The 15623-nt window shown below is 61.2% G+C and carries 13 protein-coding genes and 4 pseudogenes; 5 read left to right on the top strand and 12 right to left on the bottom strand.

The window, feature by feature from the left end; translation table 11 throughout:
- Positions 1-704: 704 nt before the first annotated feature.
- The 5 genes and pseudogenes from ACQ5J0_RS06805 to ACQ5J0_RS06785 all read right to left on the bottom strand — a co-directional run bounded on the left by ACQ5J0_RS06805 (position 705) and on the right by ACQ5J0_RS06785 (position 4234).
- Positions 705-1352, bottom strand: coding sequence for an acetyltransferase (locus tag ACQ5J0_RS06805; protein WP_462569809.1), 648 nt, complete (start codon positions 1350-1352; stop codon positions 705-707).
- Between the two features lie 341 nt (positions 1353-1693).
- Positions 1694-1975 (bottom strand): hypothetical protein, encoded by a 282-nt coding sequence (locus tag ACQ5J0_RS06800; protein ID WP_462569808.1) that lies wholly within the window; start codon positions 1973-1975, stop codon positions 1694-1696.
- 345 nt (positions 1976-2320) lie between these two features.
- Positions 2321-3157 (bottom strand): annotated as a pseudogene (locus tag ACQ5J0_RS06795) (helicase HerA domain-containing protein); the annotation flags it as partial.
- Between the two features lie 221 nt (positions 3158-3378).
- Positions 3379-3798 carry a hypothetical protein gene (locus tag ACQ5J0_RS06790; protein ID WP_462569807.1) on the bottom strand — a complete coding sequence of 140 codons (420 nt, stop codon included), beginning with the start codon at positions 3796-3798 and terminating at the stop codon, positions 3379-3381.
- On the bottom strand, positions 3761-4234 hold the full coding sequence (locus tag ACQ5J0_RS06785; protein ID WP_462569806.1) for a hypothetical protein: 474 nt from the start codon (positions 4232-4234) through the stop codon (positions 3761-3763). Before ACQ5J0_RS06785 ends, ACQ5J0_RS06790 begins: the two co-directional genes overlap by 38 nt.
- On the opposite strand from ACQ5J0_RS06785, the pseudogene ACQ5J0_RS06780 reads away from it, so the two are divergent.
- Positions 4218-4980, top strand: a pseudogene (locus tag ACQ5J0_RS06780) (IS5 family transposase). The gene ACQ5J0_RS06785 and the pseudogene ACQ5J0_RS06780 sit on opposite strands and share 17 nt — an antisense overlap.
- A 90-nt stretch (positions 4981-5070) precedes the next feature.
- Here the strand turns inward: ACQ5J0_RS06780 and ACQ5J0_RS06775 are convergent.
- Positions 5071-5772, bottom strand: coding sequence for an acyltransferase (locus ACQ5J0_RS06775; protein WP_462569805.1), 702 nt, complete (start codon positions 5770-5772; stop codon positions 5071-5073).
- On the opposite strand from ACQ5J0_RS06775, the pseudogene ACQ5J0_RS06770 reads away from it, so the two are divergent.
- Positions 5766-6975, top strand: a pseudogene (locus ACQ5J0_RS06770) (IS3 family transposase). The gene ACQ5J0_RS06775 and the pseudogene ACQ5J0_RS06770 sit on opposite strands and share 7 nt — an antisense overlap.
- 74 nt (positions 6976-7049) lie before the next feature.
- Entirely contained in the window at positions 7050-8546 is a 1497-nt protein-coding gene (locus ACQ5J0_RS06765) for a NosD domain-containing protein (protein ID WP_462569804.1), read from the top strand.
- 10 nt (positions 8547-8556) lie between these two features.
- Here the strand turns inward: ACQ5J0_RS06765 and ACQ5J0_RS06760 are convergent, their stop codons facing one another.
- From ACQ5J0_RS06760 to ACQ5J0_RS06735, 6 genes and pseudogenes are all read right to left on the bottom strand, one after another.
- Positions 8557-9735: a DegT/DnrJ/EryC1/StrS family aminotransferase gene (locus tag ACQ5J0_RS06760; protein ID WP_462569803.1), complete on the bottom strand. Its 1179-nt coding sequence runs from the start codon at positions 9733-9735 to the stop codon at positions 8557-8559.
- 37 nt (positions 9736-9772) lie between these two features.
- Positions 9773-9964, bottom strand: a complete 192-nt coding sequence (locus ACQ5J0_RS06755; protein ID WP_462569802.1) for a hypothetical protein — start codon at positions 9962-9964, stop codon at positions 9773-9775.
- 18 nt (positions 9965-9982) lie between these two features.
- The gene (locus tag ACQ5J0_RS06750; protein WP_462569801.1) at positions 9983-11275 is read right to left on the bottom strand and encodes a nucleotide sugar dehydrogenase; all 1293 of its coding nucleotides are present in this window, start codon (positions 11273-11275) and stop codon (positions 9983-9985) included.
- Positions 11276-11485: 210 nt separating this feature from the next.
- Positions 11486-11979 (bottom strand): annotated as a pseudogene (locus tag ACQ5J0_RS06745) (IS5 family transposase); the annotation flags it as partial.
- 38 nt (positions 11980-12017) lie between these two features.
- Positions 12018-13787, bottom strand: a complete 1770-nt coding sequence (locus tag ACQ5J0_RS06740) for an O-antigen ligase family protein (RefSeq protein ID WP_462569799.1) — start codon at positions 13785-13787, stop codon at positions 12018-12020.
- 230 nt (positions 13788-14017) lie between these two features.
- On the bottom strand, positions 14018-14224 hold the full coding sequence (locus tag ACQ5J0_RS06735; protein WP_462569798.1) for a hypothetical protein: 207 nt from the start codon (positions 14222-14224) through the stop codon (positions 14018-14020).
- 172 nt (positions 14225-14396) lie between these two features.
- On the opposite strand from ACQ5J0_RS06735, the gene ACQ5J0_RS06730 reads away from it, so the two are divergent.
- Positions 14397-14549, top strand: coding sequence for a hypothetical protein (locus ACQ5J0_RS06730; protein WP_462569797.1), 153 nt, complete (start codon positions 14397-14399; stop codon positions 14547-14549).
- A 205-nt stretch (positions 14550-14754) separates the two neighbouring features.
- On the top strand, positions 14755-15465 hold the full coding sequence (locus ACQ5J0_RS06725; protein WP_462569796.1) for a hypothetical protein: 711 nt from the start codon (positions 14755-14757) through the stop codon (positions 15463-15465).
- Positions 15466-15623: the final 158 nt, after the last annotated feature.

Genomic DNA, 15623 nt, shown 5'->3' with positions numbered 1-15623 from the left:
GGGGTTGGTGAAACCCAGGGGGTCACAGCGCTTCGAGCGCGATGACGTGATTAGGGAGCCAATCTGCGGACTTCATCAGGGCCAGCAGCCATGGTGCTGCGCGAACAGGCCGAACACATGGATGCACCCGACCGATATCATCACCGCAGAAAAACTCTTGCGCAGCGGGGGCCGTCCACACATGGACCTACAACGACTGCACCTTGCCACAATTAGGCTGGTGCGAGAGCCGTCCACGACATCACGTCACGAGTCGCGAAACATAGGCGCCATTTCGCTCAATTCCACGATCGCCACCCAGCCAGCAGGTGGAATCAGAAATCGAAACCGGTTGGGAAGCCCCTCGGATTCCTTCTATCTGAAATTGAGACTAGTGTGACTCGCGCCCGCGGCGGGGGCCATCCTAGACGAATATTTAGCCCCCGCCCGGGCGTGTTCTGTTGGCGGGCGAAATTCTTCATTGCCGCGTCATGACCAATTCGACGCTGCCGGAGACATCACTTCAGTTCGCCTCGTCGTCCTGATCGAAAGCAGGTGCCAATCAGAAACGGTTCGCTGATCCTGTCCGGGGTGGCGAGCGGGGGGATGTCGCTTGTCGCCACCGCGCTCTTCCCCGGACGATGTATGCGAGCACCGCCCAATTGCACTCGAGGTGAGGCTACAGGAAAAGCCGATCTACCCGGCAGAGGTCGCGCCGATCGCACCTACTCCGCCTTCTTCATCGCCTTCGCTGGCGGCGTGAACACCGTCGTTCCCGGACGGACTTGGCGATAGACCGTCGACCCTGCGCCGACCACCGCGCCATTGCCGATCGTGACTTTGGGCAGGATTTTGGCGCCCGACCCGATCAGCACTTGCGACCCGACTGAGCAAAAGCCCATGATGTCGACATGCGCGCTGAGCGTCGTGTAATCGCCGACCGAGGCGTCATGGCCGATGCTCGATATTGCATTGACTGTGACGTGGCGACCAACGCGGACATCGGCAGAGGCTAGTGACAGCGGGCAGAAGATTGCGCCCTCACCGATCCGTGCACTGTGAGCAAGGACCGACGTCGGATGGATGAGCGAGGCGAACTTTCCGCCCCGCTCGGCCAGCCTCTCGGCGACCCGCTTCTTGGCCTCGGGCTCGCTGATGGCGAGGAGGAGCTGATCCCCCGGCTGGGGTTGGAAGTCGGCAACGCTGCCGATCTGGCCTACGTCGTATTCATAACCGGCGAGCGCATTAGGATCGTCATCAATAAATCCTGCGACCGCAGGCAGGGTGCCCGCCCCAATGCAATCCCGGGCCCAGCACAGAAGCTCTCTGCCGAAGCCGCCCCCGCCCACGATGATTAGTCGTCCGATTGTCATTTCAACCTTTCCGTCACCCTCTCTGGCGCATGCTAGCCCGAAGTCGCGAGGGCCGCTAGGTGTTTAGTGCCAGTAAGTCATGCGAGGCTGAACAAGCGGAGAAGCGACGACAGACTGACTCTGGACATCGGCGCAAAAAGCGCCCCTGGCAACCTACGGGATCGACAGAAAGTCGGCGAGCGATCAGAAGGAGAGAGTCGGTGCGTGATCCGGCGTGTGACGGCTGAATGACGAGACTTGCGCAGTCGAATTGTCAGTTCCCCTCTCCCAGCAAACCGACCACCTGTCACAAACTTCGGCCGCCGAGGGCCGCCACGGCTTCTCAATCGGCAAGAAGGCCTTCAAGGGCTAGTACTGTGATCGTCCGCAAGCCGCCAAAAATCCTCGCGAACCGCGATCAGACTACTTCGCGTCCAAATGATCGAGCAGCCGGCGGATGCGACCTGATGATGAGCTGCCGTAGACACGCCCCAGCTCGTCCTCGTCAGGCCGATTGCGGCCTTGAAGCGCAGCACATCCTCACCGACACCTTCGGCCAGACGTTCGACTGTCGCGCGTGCGGGTAGCGAAAGACTGCCGATGCCTGAAAGTGCGAAGGCGAGCAGCCGTCGGAATTCGACCATGCCGATATGTGCGCTGACCACGCCGCGCTGGCGGCAGCAGGTCAGAAATTCGCGGAGCAGGGTGCCGGGCGATCAAATGGTGGCGCCATCCTGCCGCGCCAGATCCTCTATGATCCGCTCGATGCTCACCTCAGCCTGTTCCTCTGCCGACCCGGTTTCGGTCTCCTCGGCCCCTGCGGTGTTGATGGCGATCGACGGCGAAGCGTCGGCCGCATCCATTAGCCGCTGCGGAGGCTGGCTGGCGCGATCCAGAATCGCCTGCTCGACATCGATAACCGAACTCCGCTTCGACGCGGCCACAAGCGGCGCGGTTCTCTGCGCTTCCTGCGCCAGCTCGACATGGTGCAACGCCTCAAGCTCGTCGCCTCTGGTTTCGGGCAGCGGCATTAGGCCCTGCGCGGCGTTCTTGCCCCATGTCTGCGGAGCGCCCACATGCACCGCCACCGGGCGACGGCTGATCGCCGGCCCCAGCCCCGGGAATTGGCCGCGCTGGAGGTCGCGGATGCGCTCGGCCTGTCTGCGGTCCATGCCCAGCAGATCGGCGGCGCGGTGCATGTCGATATCGAGGAATGTGTGCCTCATGAGGAAATTCGAGGCCTTGGCGGCGACATTTTTCGCAAGCTTGGCGAGCCGCTGCGTGGCGACCACGTCGGCTAGTCCACGCTTGCGCCCGCGGCACATGAGATTGCTCATCGCCGAGAGCGTCAGGCGGCGCGTGTCCTCGGCCATCTCGTCCGCCGCCGCGGGGGCAAACATCTGCGCCTCGTCCACCACCACCAGCGCCGGATAACAGTACTCGCGCGGAGCGTCGAACAACGCGGTGAGAAACAACGCTGCGCATCGGATCTGCTGCTCCACCTCGAGCTCCTCGAGCGCCAGCACGACCGAAGCGCGGTGTTGCCGCACCCTGCGCGCCAGCGCCTCGATCTCTGCCGGCGAGTGCGCCGCACCATTGGTGACGATATGATCGAACTCGTCGGCAAGGCTGCTGAAATCGCCCTCGGGATCAATGACAACCTGTTGGACCAGATCCGCGCTCTGCCCCAGCAGGCGAGGTAGCAGGTGCGATTTCCCAGATCCGGAATTACCCTACACGAGCAGGCGCGTGCCGAGTAGCTCCTCGATATCGATGTGTACGCTTTGCCCGTCGGTATCCCTGCCTATTTCGATCTGCGCCCGCACAGTGAGGAGAGTTAGACGGGTGGCACCCAGGCAGGAAGACCCACCAGAAGGTTTTCCGGCAGCGATCGAAGGCTGGGCTACCGCAGAAGTAAAACCTCCTGAAACTTTGGGCTTCCGACCGAAGCGGGCATCAAAACGTAACTTTCGGGATTGCGACAGTCCTCGCGTGGACGAATGCGGATGCAAAAAAGGCGGCGGCCGCCGCAACAGCCGCCCCTTGTTCACACCCGCTCGATCGGTTCGTCAGAAAACTTGACCTGCATGAGGTCTTCGCTGAGCGCCCGCGCACCACGCCGGTGAGCCAGCTTGCCCCACACCGGCCAACGATCGATACGCTCCATCAACCAGAGATCCATCCGGTCCCGCGCATACCCTGGGGCCTTAAGCAGGTCCTTCTTCGAAATCGGCGCACCCTGCGCCTCGACCATGGTCGTCGTTTGTTGAGCTCCAGCCAGCAGACGCTGCATGTGGGTGCGCCGCTCGTCCGCTCCCCAGCCCTTGCGGCGCTGGGTCAAAAGGACGAACAACGAGCGCACATCGTCATCATCTCGGTGCGCATTAGCGAATGAGCCATGCTGGGCGAGAAGGTGTTGCTGGGCTCGCTCATCCAACCCGGCCGTCAGCCAATCGATGTCGCGCATCTGCAGCCCTGCGCGGCGTCTTTGAGTTCGGGATACCGCCGCTCCAGCCATCCGATCTCAAACCTCTATTGTGCGCCACGAGCAGGTCGGCTCGTGAGCGCACTCCTACGACTGTTGCAACGGGGATACTCTTCCCGTTCAGATCCTGTGACCTGATCGATGGGAGCATCGTAATCCTGGGGTCGAGGGGAATGCCCGGATCCTCGAACCACGCCATCGGCACGAAATGGCCCACCACTTCGTGAGCATCGTTCAGCCAGACGAGCATCAGCGCCAGCTGTATGATCTTGTCCTTCTCCGGGTTGAGTCCCGATGTTTCCAAGTCAACCAGCGCCACGCACTTTCCATCGGGCGGGCATCCGTTCTCTGGCATTTTACTGAATGACGGCGGCACCGCCCGCAGCACCCGATAGCCGGGATTGCGCTGGAGACGCATCGCTCGTCGCGAGCATAGCCGCGATGGATTGCGGTATCCAAGCGATTTGACCGACCGAGAGTGGTCGGTCACCGCGCCGTTCATCCCGCCTGCGAAGTCCGGCGGGCGGCGGCGCACGACGAACATGCGCGAGGTATTGAATGCGCTGCTCTACGTTGCATCGAGCGGCGGCGCGTGGCGGATGCTTCCCGCCGGTATCGACGGTGCGGCGGTATTTCTATGCTGGCGGAACGCAGGATTGTTCGAGACGATCAACACCGTGCTGGTGATGAACCTGCGGGAAATGAGGGGCGCGAGGCCTCACCATCGGCCGGAGTGATCGACAGCCAAAGCGTCAAAACCAAGGAAAGCGGCGGGGTCTAGGGCTATGACGCAGGTAAGAAAATCAAAGGCCGCAAGCGTCACATCCTCACCGACACCTGCAAATTTCTGATCTTCATCCTCGTGCACCCCGCCGCTGTCCAAGAGCGTAATGGTGCAGTCGATGTACTCAAAGCGGTCCGTTTCCGGTTCCCCTGGTTGCGCCATGTATTCGCCGATGGCGGCTACGCCGGAGACAAGCTCAGGGCTTACGGAAGCTGGACAATCGAAATCATCAAACGCTCCGATACAGCCGAAGGCTTCGTTCTTCTGCCACGCCGCTGGGTGGTTGAGCGAACCTTTGCATGGCTGGGCCGGTGCAAGCGATTGGCCAACGATTGAAAGAAACCATCGAAAGCTCAACGGCATGGGCGCACACCGCCTAAATTCGTACGCTCGCACGGCGCACCGCAAGATACTGGTATGCTTGATGAACTTTCAAATCAGGCTCTTCGGCCAGTTTGACGGCTGCCCGTTCAGCCGCGCAAGAGCGCTGGTTCGAGCTGGAGCAGGTTCTTCGAACGCGGCCTGATCTCGCGAGCCGGATCGCCGCCGCAGATTGTCCACGCGGGAAGCGAACTTGCAACCACGGACATTGCCGTCACCGCAGCGCCCTCGCCGATCTCGACCCCCGGGAGCACCACGCTGCCCGTTCCAACCGGGACGTAGCGCCCGATCCGCACGGGCGCCGCTTGCACTCGGACTACCTCCGGCGGCAACGTGGAATTGGTCATCGCCTGGCCGCTGAAATCGTCAATCGCCGAAAGGATCCGGACGGCATGCGAAAGACTCGAATAATCCTCGAGCCAGATGCTCCCTCTCGCGCCAAGAACGCAGGTAGAGCCAATGTGGACGCGACTTCCAATCCGAAGTGTTCCGCGCGCTGCGACGATGGTCGTGAAGCCGTCGATCCGTACGTAATCGCCGATCGTGATGTTCTCCATGCCGACGATCGTGCAATTCCGTGCGATCGCTACCCCCTCGCCCACTCGGGCAAAGCCGAGAGAGCGAAGTTCGTCGCTTCGGAAGTAGCCGGGATCTAAAAGGTCGGTCACCGAATGATGGTGGCAGACTGACGTTCGCCTGTCCAGCGTTTGAAGAGGTCGACTGAGCTGCCCCCTTCTGAGTGGTCCATCGACTGTTTTAGTCTGGACCATGAAAGAGATGAGGAATGCCATCGAAGAAGCACAAGCCGGAAGAGATCATCGGCAAGCTGCGTGAGGCGGAGATCGTGCTCGCGCAGGGTGGAATCACGCCCGGGGCGTGCCGGCGGATCGGGTTCACGGAGCAGACCTATTACCGCTGGCGCAGGGAGTATGGCGGCCTGAAGGTCGACCAGGCTCGGCGGATGACCCGAAGGGCGGCGTAGCCAACGAGCTGGAGAAGGAAATACTCGGCTTCGCCGTGCGGTGTCGGATCTGACGCTGGACAAGCTGATCCTCCAGGAGGCTGCCCGGGAAAACTTCTGAGCACCGTGCGGCGGCGGCGCTGCATCGATCACATCAGAGGCATGAGGTCAGTATCCGAGCGGCGGGTCTGCCGTGTGCTCGGCCAGCATCGATCGACGCAGCGCAAGGTGCCGTGCGGGGCCGATGATGAGCATGAGCTCACCGATGACATTATTGCCTTGGCGAAGCAGTATGGCCGCTACGGCCATCGCCGGGCGACGGCATTGCTGCGTGACGCAGGGTGGCAAGTGAACCGCAAGCGGGTTGAGCGGATCTGGCGTAAAGAGGGACTGAAGGTGCCGCAAAAACAGCCAAAGCGCGGGCGGCTATGGCTGAACGACGGCTCGTGCATCCGCTTGCGGCCAGAGTATCCAGGGCATGTGTGGGCTTACGACTTCGTCGAAGGGCGCACCCATGATGGCCGCAAGTTCCGAATCCTGACCATCATTGACGAGGCCAGCCGCGAATGCTTGGCTCTGGTCGTGGCGCGCCAGCTCAAGCATCAGACGTGCTGGCGGCGCTGGCTGACCTGTTCGTCTCTCGGGGGCCACCTGCCCATATCAGGTCCGACAATGGTCCGGAGTTTATCGCTACTGCCGTGCAGGAGTGGCTCGCCTGCATCGGGGTGAAGACGCTCTACATAGCCCCGGGATCGCCTTGGGAGAATGGTTACAACGAGAGGTTGGCTTCGCCGCCCTTCGGGTCAACGGCTCACTGCGTGACGAGCTGCTCAATGGCGAGATCTTCTACAGTCTCGCTGAGGCCAAGGTCCTGATCGAGGCCTGGCGCCAAGACTCCAACACCGTCCGTCCGCACAGCAGCCTTGGCTATCGGCCGCCTGCCCCCGAAACCGTAAGATTGCCATTGCCGCCTTCCGGTTCCGCTTCGCTCCACCTCCAGCCGGCAATGGCGCAGGAGGCCACAATGCACTAACAATCAACCCGGACCACTCGGTGGGGGCCGGTCAGGACAGTGAAGGTTCAGCTCGGACCGCCTAAGGTGCCTCCATGCAGCCTGACCCTCCTCCCCGCCTGCACATTCCCCGCATCTCTCGCCGAGATTTGCTGCTTGGCGGAAGCGGCGCCGCGCTTGGCCTATCCGCAACGCTCGCGCTGCCGCGCGGCGCGGCTGGCGCGCCGAGTGTGGGCGCGCTGTCGATACTCGACTTCGGTGCGAAAAGCGGCGGATCAATTGACAATACAGCCGCATTCGCCGCCGCGATCCGGGCTGCGACGGCGCGCCGGACGGGTGTGCACGTCCCCACCGGCAGCTGGAGGGTGCGCGAGGTGCGGCTGCTCCCGGGCCTCGCCTATATCGAGGGCCCTGGCCTACTGGTCGGCACGTCGGCGACGCCCGAAGCAGTGGTCACCGTCGGCGGCCGCGGAAGCAGCCGTCCCGTCGAGAACCTTCGAATTTCGGTTAACATCGATTGCGGCCGAATCGCCCGCCGCGGAATCTTCGCCGTAGGCCTTCGCAACTCCGCCATCGAAGGGTGCCAGGTGCGCAACCTCGTTCACGACGGCGGCGACGCGATCCGGCTGAACTTCCCCCATTCCTACGGCAACCGCATCTCTGGCAACTCGGTACTGTTCCCGGCCGGCGCCGGCGGCGCGGCAGGCCTGTTCGGAATCCATATCGTCGGTGAGACGGCGAGCCCGCTGGGCGGCATCGAGCGCCGCGGCCGCCCGGTCGCGCTGGCGGTGACCACTCGCGACAATCAGGTCCTCGGGAATCGGGTCGAGGGCGGAACCCACGGCATCGCGTTTTTCGGAGCGGACGGGTTCGTCTGCGCGGACAACATTCTCGTCGGCCAGTCAGCCCGGAACATCATCGCCAGTCCGAGCGCGCGGAACGGCAGCATCCGCAACAACCAGTGCCTGGAGGCGGGAAGCTCCGGCATCCATCTCGCGAACGGCTGCAGCGACATCGCGATCGAACATAACGTTATCCGCTCCGACCGCGTGTCGCGCCGCCTCGACGACGACGGAGCGATCCAAGCCTATACCTACTGCACCGGCATTCGGATCGCGCACAATCGTATCTCCGGCGACTGGCGCTACGGCATCTATCTCGCCTTTGTGCGGGACGTCGCGGTGGTCGCCAACGAGATCGATGCCACCGGGTTCACCGGGGCCGGAATCGCGATCGAGAGCGGCTGGGCCCCCGCGCCGCCGACCGGCGCCCGATTTAGCCGCGGCCGCCCGCTGGATTTCGCGATCGATATCGACACCGGCGCGATTCGGTTGGAGGGGAACAGGATCGAGGGCGGCCCCGTGTCGATCGTCCTGACGCAGCTTGGAGAGCGCGCGCTGGAGGGGGTCTCGATCGAAGGCGGGGGGATCAGCGGAAGCCCGCGCCATTACGTCTACGCCTTCGAACAGCGCATTGGACGGCTTAATGGAATCCAGCTCCGTGACCTCGCAACCCCCGGCGAATCTGGCAAGCTATCGTTCCCGCGTGGGCAAGCCCATTTCTCAGTGCTGAAAGGGGTCCCTTCTTTCTGACCGCCGGCGCTCAGCGCGACGCCTGCGTCATCACCGCGGCAAAGGCGGTGCAGACGCGGTTCAAATCCTCGTCCGCTAACGTGGGATGGGTGAGAAACATGAGGCTCGTCTCGCCCAGTTCCCTTGCCGTCGGAAGCCGCTCGGGCGGTGCCCAGACGGTGCCTTCAAATGCCTTTTCAAGATAGACTTCCGAACAGCTGCCTTGGAACAAGGGCACGCCGCGGGCGGTTACCTCCGACACGATCCGGTCGCGGGTCCAACCGTCGCGGAGTCCTTCGGGCTTCACATACGTGTAGAAGCGGTAATAAGCATGGGTGTCCTTCGGGCGTGGCACCGGGGTCCGCAAGGCGCCGGCGTAGCGGTCAGCCACTTCTTTGAAACGTGCCGCGTTGCGCGTCCGCGCCGCGGTCCAGTCCGGCAGACGGCGCATCTGGATGCGTCCGATAGCCGCCTGCACCTCCAGCATTCGCCAGTTAGTCCCGAAGCTCTCGTGCAGAAAGCGGAAACCCGGCGGGTGCTGGCGCTCGTAAACGGCGTCCCATGATTTGCCATGATCCTTGAACGACCACATGGCCGACCAAAGATCATCATTGTCGGTAGTGACCATTCCGCCTTCACCGCCCGTGGTGATGATCTTATCTTGACAGAAGGACCATGCGCCGATCCGCCCGATCGACCCCACTGGGCGGCCGTCATAAAGAGCGCCGTGTGCCTGGGCGCAGTCCTCGATGACGGCGAAGCCATGGCTCTCACCGAGCGCCATCAACCCGTCCATGTCGCACGGCCAGCCGGCGAGGTGTACGCAGATGACTGCGCGGGTGCTTGGCGTCAGCACCGCGGCGACAGTCGCTGGAGAAATGTTGCCGCTGTCGCCATCGACATCGGCGAAGACGGGCGTGGCGCCCGCATTGACGACGCAGGATGCCGATGCGATGAAAGTGCGCGGCGTGACCACCACTTCATCGCCTGGCCCAATACCAAGTGCCTTGAGGGCAAGATCGAGCGCCAGAGTGCCGTTCGCGACGGCGACGGCATGTTTGGTGCCGATTGCCGTAGCGAATTCGCGCTCAAAGGCGCGGCCTTCCTCGCCCGTCCAGTAATTCACCCGGCCGCTGCGCACCACGTTCGCGACAGCAGCCACTTCCTCCTCGGTGAAACTCGGCCAAGGCGCCAAAGGGGTGTTGAGCATGTGCGGCGGTCCTTCAGTTTAGCTCGTGATAACTTTTCTACCAGTACACGAAGCGGGGCATGCCCTCGTCAATCGAGGTTGTCGGAGCAAGGCCAACGTCGTTCTGGATGGCGGTAATGTCGGCGAAATTATCGCGTATGTCCCCTGGCTGCATCGGCTTCAGCTCGACCAATGCCTTGCGACCGCACGCGTAGCCGGAGCCGGCAGTGCCGGTGATGAGAGTATTCATGTCCCCTTTAACAACTTCCTAAAGAGTCCAGCTCTGCACGGCGCTAGGCAACCGGCCGTCGTGCCAGATACCCTTGAGATCGGCTACAATGCCGCCGTCGCGAACGAGACCGGCAATGCGCGCGCCTCCGAGCGTTCGGTAAACGTCATGCGCCACCGCGCATATGGCTAAATCATACCGTTTCGAAAGCGCGTCAGGGTCGAGGGTCAACCCGTATTCGCGCAGTGCCTCGTCTTGGTCGACCAGCGGATCGTGAACGGTAACGTCATAACCGCGTCGGGTCAGGCCGCGCACTAGATCGATGACTTTTGAGTTACGAAGGTCCGGAACATTTTCTTTAAATGAAAGGCCCATAACCAGCGCAGACCGGTCATTACCCTCGAGATTGTCTTCACGATGTGCAACCAACTCACCAGCGACCCAATCCCCCATATCGTCGTTTATTGCGCGTCCTGCGAGTATAACGCGCGGCTCATGTCCCAGTTTTTCGGCAAGGTGACTGAGGTAATAGGGGTCCACTCCGATGCAGTGCCCACCAACTAGCCCAGGCTTAAATTTGAGAAAGTTCCACTTGGTTTCTGCCGCCGCGAGCACGCCCCAGATCGACAAATCGATCTTAGCGAAAATGCGGGTGACTTCGTTCATGAAGGCGATGTTGATATCGCGTTGAGCGTTCTCGATGACTTTGGCAGCCTCAGCAGTCTTGATTGAAGCTGCGCGGAACACTCCGGCACTGGTCACCTTCGAATAGAGTGTGTCGAGCGCATCGACGACCTGCTCATTCTCCCCGGCGATCACCTTAACGATCCGGTCGACGGTATGTTCACGATCACCCGGATTAATCCGCTCCGGACTGTAGCCCAGCCAAAAATGCTTGCCGCGTGTCAAATTGCCGGCCATTTCGAGCGTCGGCCCACAAAGGTCTTCTGTGAGCCCTGGATAGACGGTGCTCTCAAATACGACGATCGCTGGCTGGTTCGGGTCGATCATCTCACCGACGCTGCGACTTGCTGCAAGCACCGGCCGCAAATCCGGCGCGTTTTTTTCGTCTACCGGGGTGGGAACGGTGATAATGTAAACAGCGGCCCCGCGAGCTTCGTTGGGATCCGACGTCACCTTCAGCGCCGATGCGCGCAATTGCTCAGTTTCCAGCTCGCAGGTCCGGTCATGGTTTTGCCGGAGTTCGGAAATACGCCGTTCGTCGATGTCGAAGCCCACGGTCGGGTAACTGCGAGCAAGAGCGACCGCCAATGGCAGGCCAACATAACCAAGCCCGACAACCACGATTGTCGTTTCTTCATTGATATCCATAGAAAAGTCTCCGAGGCGAAAAGAACGCCTTGCCTTGGATCGGTGCGCACTGTTCGTCCGACCGCATCATTGAGGCGCCCAGATAACTGCGAATGTTCTCCGTGGGAAGGGCCGTCGCGGGCCGCGTAAAAGAATCGCCGAGCAGCTAGATATACATCGGTTCGCTCGGCAGAAATCGTGTTTTGAAGAGCGAGACGGGTAGCTCAGGACTCATTGATCGAGCCAGAAGATGACGGTTGCGGCGATGCAGATGGCGGACATGAAGGTGTGGGCGCATCGGTCGTAGCGCGTGTGGATGCGGCGCCAGTCCTTAAGTTTGCCGAACATGTTTTCGACCCTGTGGCGCTGGCGATAGAGTATGCGATCGTGCGGGATCTGCAGCTTCCGATTGGCTTTTGAAGGGATGCAGGCGGAGATCCCGCGGTCGGCCAAAGCAGCGCGGAACCCGTCGGCATCATAGCCCTTATCGCCGAGCAGTGCCCTGGCCTTGGGGAGCGCGTCGAGCATCAGCGCCGCGCCCTTGAAGTCGCTCATTTGGCCTTCGCTCAGCAGCATGATCAGAGGCCTCCCCAAGGCATCGCAGACCGCATGAAGCTTGGAGTTCAGACCGCCGTTGGTGCGCCCGATACGTCTGGGAAGAGCCCCTTTTTTAAGAGGCTTGCCGCTGTTCGGTGAGCCTTGAGATGCGTGGCATCGATCATCAGCTGATCCGGCTTGCCACCCCTTTTAACAGGTCCTGAGCCTAGTCACCTGAGGCTGACGTTCGATCCAATTCTTTTCTAGAAAAGACATTCGCAAGCCAAACGGCAACAAGCGCCGACAAAGCCATCATAATTGGTGTCCTTCCGGGATAATCAGTCAGACTCGCAACTGATATGAGGACCAACACGATCGAGGCGGTTTTACCGAGAACTCGAGACCCTGTCTCCGCTCCGGACGATCTCCATGCACGAAAGGATCGCAGAGTGAACCAAACAAACGTGGCAGCAAGGTAAATCATGCCAGCTACCCCTCCTTCGAGGAAGATCTGTATCCAATCGTTGTGCGCTAGATTAATGTATTGAGGGGCTAATAAAGCGTCAGGCTCACCAATACGAAACACCGGATCAAAAGTGCCAAAGCCGACTCCGGCTGGAAAGTAATTCCACACCATATCGACCACCACAGGCCATATTTCTAGGCGCAAATCCGCTCGGCTTTCAAGTGTGGCTGCCCGGGAAATCGAAGCAGCGCGATCAAGATAAACGCTTAGCCAAATTACTCCGGCCAGAAAAGACAACGTCACCAAAGCGAGCGGTGCAGCTATTTTTCGCGAGATTTTTTTAATCCGCTGCGCCGCTCGCTTACGGAACGCAAAAGAGGTGGCCGCAATTCCCAACAAGGCTACCAGCAAACCGCTCCGTGATCCTGTGGCAAGTATCATAAGTACGAAGATCAAGATTAGTCCAATAGCTGTTCCGAACTTCCACAGCGGCGCCTCATCGCGAAATGCCCATGCGGGCGCAAGCACGCAGCCGATTGCCAAGAATAGTGCAAAATGATTACGGTTCGCGAAATTGCCAGCCACCGCGCCGTTCACGTTGTTAATCAGTGGGTTGTCGAAATGTGCGCCAGAGAATTGCAGCACGCCGAGGACGGCTCCCGTCCCTACAAGGCCGAGAACAAAAATGGCGATTCGCCAGTGCTGCTCGCGGGTGAGGTTCGCCGCCAGCAGCAGGACCACCGCCGGCACGATCAGTGAGGCCAGTGCGTTGGCGGTGCCGCTCGGCGAAATCGAAAGTGGGCGCCAAGGTTGCTCCATTCCTATCAGAACCGCCGCCTCGGTGAAGATCGTCCGACCTGGGAGTTCGGTCCAGATCGCAGGCGGCAGCGGAACCAGCTGCAGGGCAACCAGCAATGCCGCAGCGCCCAGAATGATCGCCGGCTCCTTCACCGCTCGCCAGTTCACCCTGGGCAGCGCGAGGATCGCCACCACGATGATCGACCAGGCGGAAAAGCGGACGACCGATTGGCCCAGGACATCGGCGCGCGAGGCGCCGCCCGCTATCCACAGGATCGACAAAAAGGCGATCAGCGACCAGAAGGAGAGGGTCGATGCACGATCGGGGGCGGCGGCGGAATGACGAGACATGCGCGGGCGAATAGCCAATTCCGATCTCCGAGCAAACCGAATAGCTGTCGCAGAACTCTGCAGCTTTGATCCGCGAGGCTGCACCCCGGCGAAATCCTTGCGCAACGCGATCAGATCGCTGCGCTCCAGATGATGGAGCAGGCGGCGGGTGCGATCCGGCAAGGAGCTGCCGTATACCCGCGCCAGCTCGTCCTCGTTGGGCCGGCTGCGCCCGTGCAGCGCGGCGACCGCGATCGTGAGATAGGGCGCGAGCACATCCTCCTCCACGCCTCGGCCAGCCGTTCGATCGTGGAGCGCGCGGTTAGCGAGTTTGCCGATGTCTGAGAGAGCGAAGGCAAACGAGCGCCGAAGCTCGAGCATATCGACATGCGCGCTGATCACCTCGGGCTGATGCAGGAGGTCAGAAGCTCGCGAAAGAGGGCGCTGGGCAATCGAAAGGTCGCGCCGTCCTGCGCTGCCAGATCCTCGAGGATCCGCTCTACACTCGCTTCCGCCGATCCTGCGGCGGTGTCTCGGCCTGCTCCACTGGGCCGGTTCGGCGCCATTCGGAGGGCCTCTTCCGCATGGGCTCTCCGCGCCGCTGGAGGCTGGCTCGCACGGTCTCGGACCGCCTACTTGACATCGGTCGGCGATTTGCGCTTCGGCGCAGCGCTTTGTGCCTCCTGTGCCAGCTCGACCTGGAGCAGCCCCTCGAGCTCGTCGCCTCTTGGCTCAGGCGGCAGGATCAGGCCCTGCCCTGCATTCTTGCCCGGCATCTGCGCCGCGCCCACATGCGCCGCCCCGACGAGACTGATCGCAGGGGCGTACGCTGGCAGCAATGCAGGTCAGTGCCGGCTCGCAGAGCTTCATCACCATGAACGCGCTCTGCATACTCGGGCATTGATGCGGGATGGTGATCATCCCAAACCAGCCCTCATTGGCGAACGCCAATGCGCAATTCGACGAAGCGGAGCGGATGAAGCTTCTCCTTATTACTAACCGATCTTCGATGTGATGGAGGAGGTGGTGCGCTTTACCGTGCTGCTGCGCCCCGAAGCTTCGCAGTTGGTCGACCGCTATTGCGCGCGCAAGGATCCGGATGAGCCGGTGGAAACGCCCGCAGATCTAGCGGGCTGTCGATATGACAACGACCAATTGTTCTAAAGCGATAATCTGCTGCAGATGCAAAGGTGCAGGTCGCGTAAGCTAGCCCATCGGATCGCAGCACAGCTTCAAGGTTGTCGAACCTCGGAACTGTCCTGTTCCTGCACACCTCTCAACCGACTGAAAAAATAGCTAGGCTTCCGCATGAAACCATCCTTCTAGCATTATGCGCAGTCCCAGGAACAAACTCGACGAAGAGATAGCTATGCATACGCAATCGTGCCGGAAAACCAGGGTAAGCACCCACATCAGCCTCGCATCGGCGAAAACCCTTCATCACGCCTGCAGGTTCGCGCGGCCCCAGGGTGGGCACCAATCGCGCCACGGCTGCCCGCCAGCTAACGTCAGTGCGCCGGTCTCCCTCAACCTGTTCGTTACCATCCAATGGAATCTGACTAGCTCGAAGCAGGATAATTTCGCTGCAATGAGAAATCAGCGGTTCTGCCGGTGGCTGCGCACGCGGTGCGATCAGCTAGGCATCTCGGTAGCGCCCTACTATGTCTATGTCCGGGAGAAAAACCACGTGCATTGGTTGGTGCACGTCCCTGAAGAACTGATCGACGAGTTCACCGATCTCGTGCCCCGCTGGGTAACAAGCCTCGAACAAAAAGGAAATGCACAGCGCAAGCGCGCCCAAAACCATGATCCGGCGCCGAAAGGGACGGTGAAGGTTGAGCGTGTTGGAAATAGCGTGGCAGTTCGCAAGTATCTTCTCGAAGGCATAAGACCGGCTGATGCGTTTCGTTTGGGGATCAAGAAGATATCCCCTCAAGGAACAATCGTGGGGCGCCGCACCGGCATTAGCCGCACGCTCGGCCCGGCCGCTCGCAAAGCGGCCGGCTACAAGGCGCAACGGCCGGTCTGGAGCCGAAATAACGGCCGCATTCTGAGTGCGGAGTCGGTGGGCCTTCCATAGGATCGGCCGGTTCGCGGATGCCTGGCTGAGGAATAGATGAGAGTTGCCCTGTTTTGCTCGGCATTCATCGTAAAAAAATCCTCATCATCCTCCTTTGCCTCGAGGCAGTAGCAAGGTCGGTGGTTAGCTGAGCTTGACCGCCTCTCGAGCCCGAGGAG

The organism is Qipengyuania sp. SM2512 (assembly GCF_054954005.1).
Note: the sequence above shows the minus strand (reverse complement) of the source record. Positions and strands in the feature narration are given on the sequence as shown.

What these genes read in the sequence shown, in the direction of transcription:
- ACQ5J0_RS06750 (WP_462569801.1), bottom strand. Translation starts at nt 11,275, where the DNA reads ATGGATATCAATGAAGAAACGACAATCGTGGTTGTCGGGCTTGGTTAT.
- ACQ5J0_RS06785 (WP_462569806.1), bottom strand. Translation starts at nt 4,234, where the DNA reads ATGCGTCTCCAGCGCAATCCCGGCTATCGGGTGCTGCGGGCGGTGCCG.
- ACQ5J0_RS06725 (WP_462569796.1), top strand. Translation starts at nt 14,755, where the DNA reads ATGCATACGCAATCGTGCCGGAAAACCAGGGTAAGCACCCACATCAGC.
- ACQ5J0_RS06800 (WP_462569808.1), bottom strand. Translation starts at nt 1,975, where the DNA reads ATGGTCGAATTCCGACGGCTGCTCGCCTTCGCACTTTCAGGCATCGGC.
- ACQ5J0_RS06775 (WP_462569805.1), bottom strand. Translation starts at nt 5,772, where the DNA reads ATGGCATTCCTCATCTCTTTCATGGTCCAGACTAAAACAGTCGATGGA.
- ACQ5J0_RS06765 (WP_462569804.1), top strand. Translation starts at nt 7,050, where the DNA reads ATGCAGCCTGACCCTCCTCCCCGCCTGCACATTCCCCGCATCTCTCGC.
- ACQ5J0_RS06755 (WP_462569802.1), bottom strand. Translation starts at nt 9,964, where the DNA reads ATGAATACTCTCATCACCGGCACTGCCGGCTCCGGCTACGCGTGCGGT.
- ACQ5J0_RS06790 (WP_462569807.1), bottom strand. Translation starts at nt 3,798, where the DNA reads ATGCGCGACATCGATTGGCTGACGGCCGGGTTGGATGAGCGAGCCCAG.
- ACQ5J0_RS06805 (WP_462569809.1), bottom strand. Translation starts at nt 1,352, where the DNA reads ATGACAATCGGACGACTAATCATCGTGGGCGGGGGCGGCTTCGGCAGA.
- ACQ5J0_RS06760 (WP_462569803.1), bottom strand. Translation starts at nt 9,735, where the DNA reads ATGCTCAACACCCCTTTGGCGCCTTGGCCGAGTTTCACCGAGGAGGAA.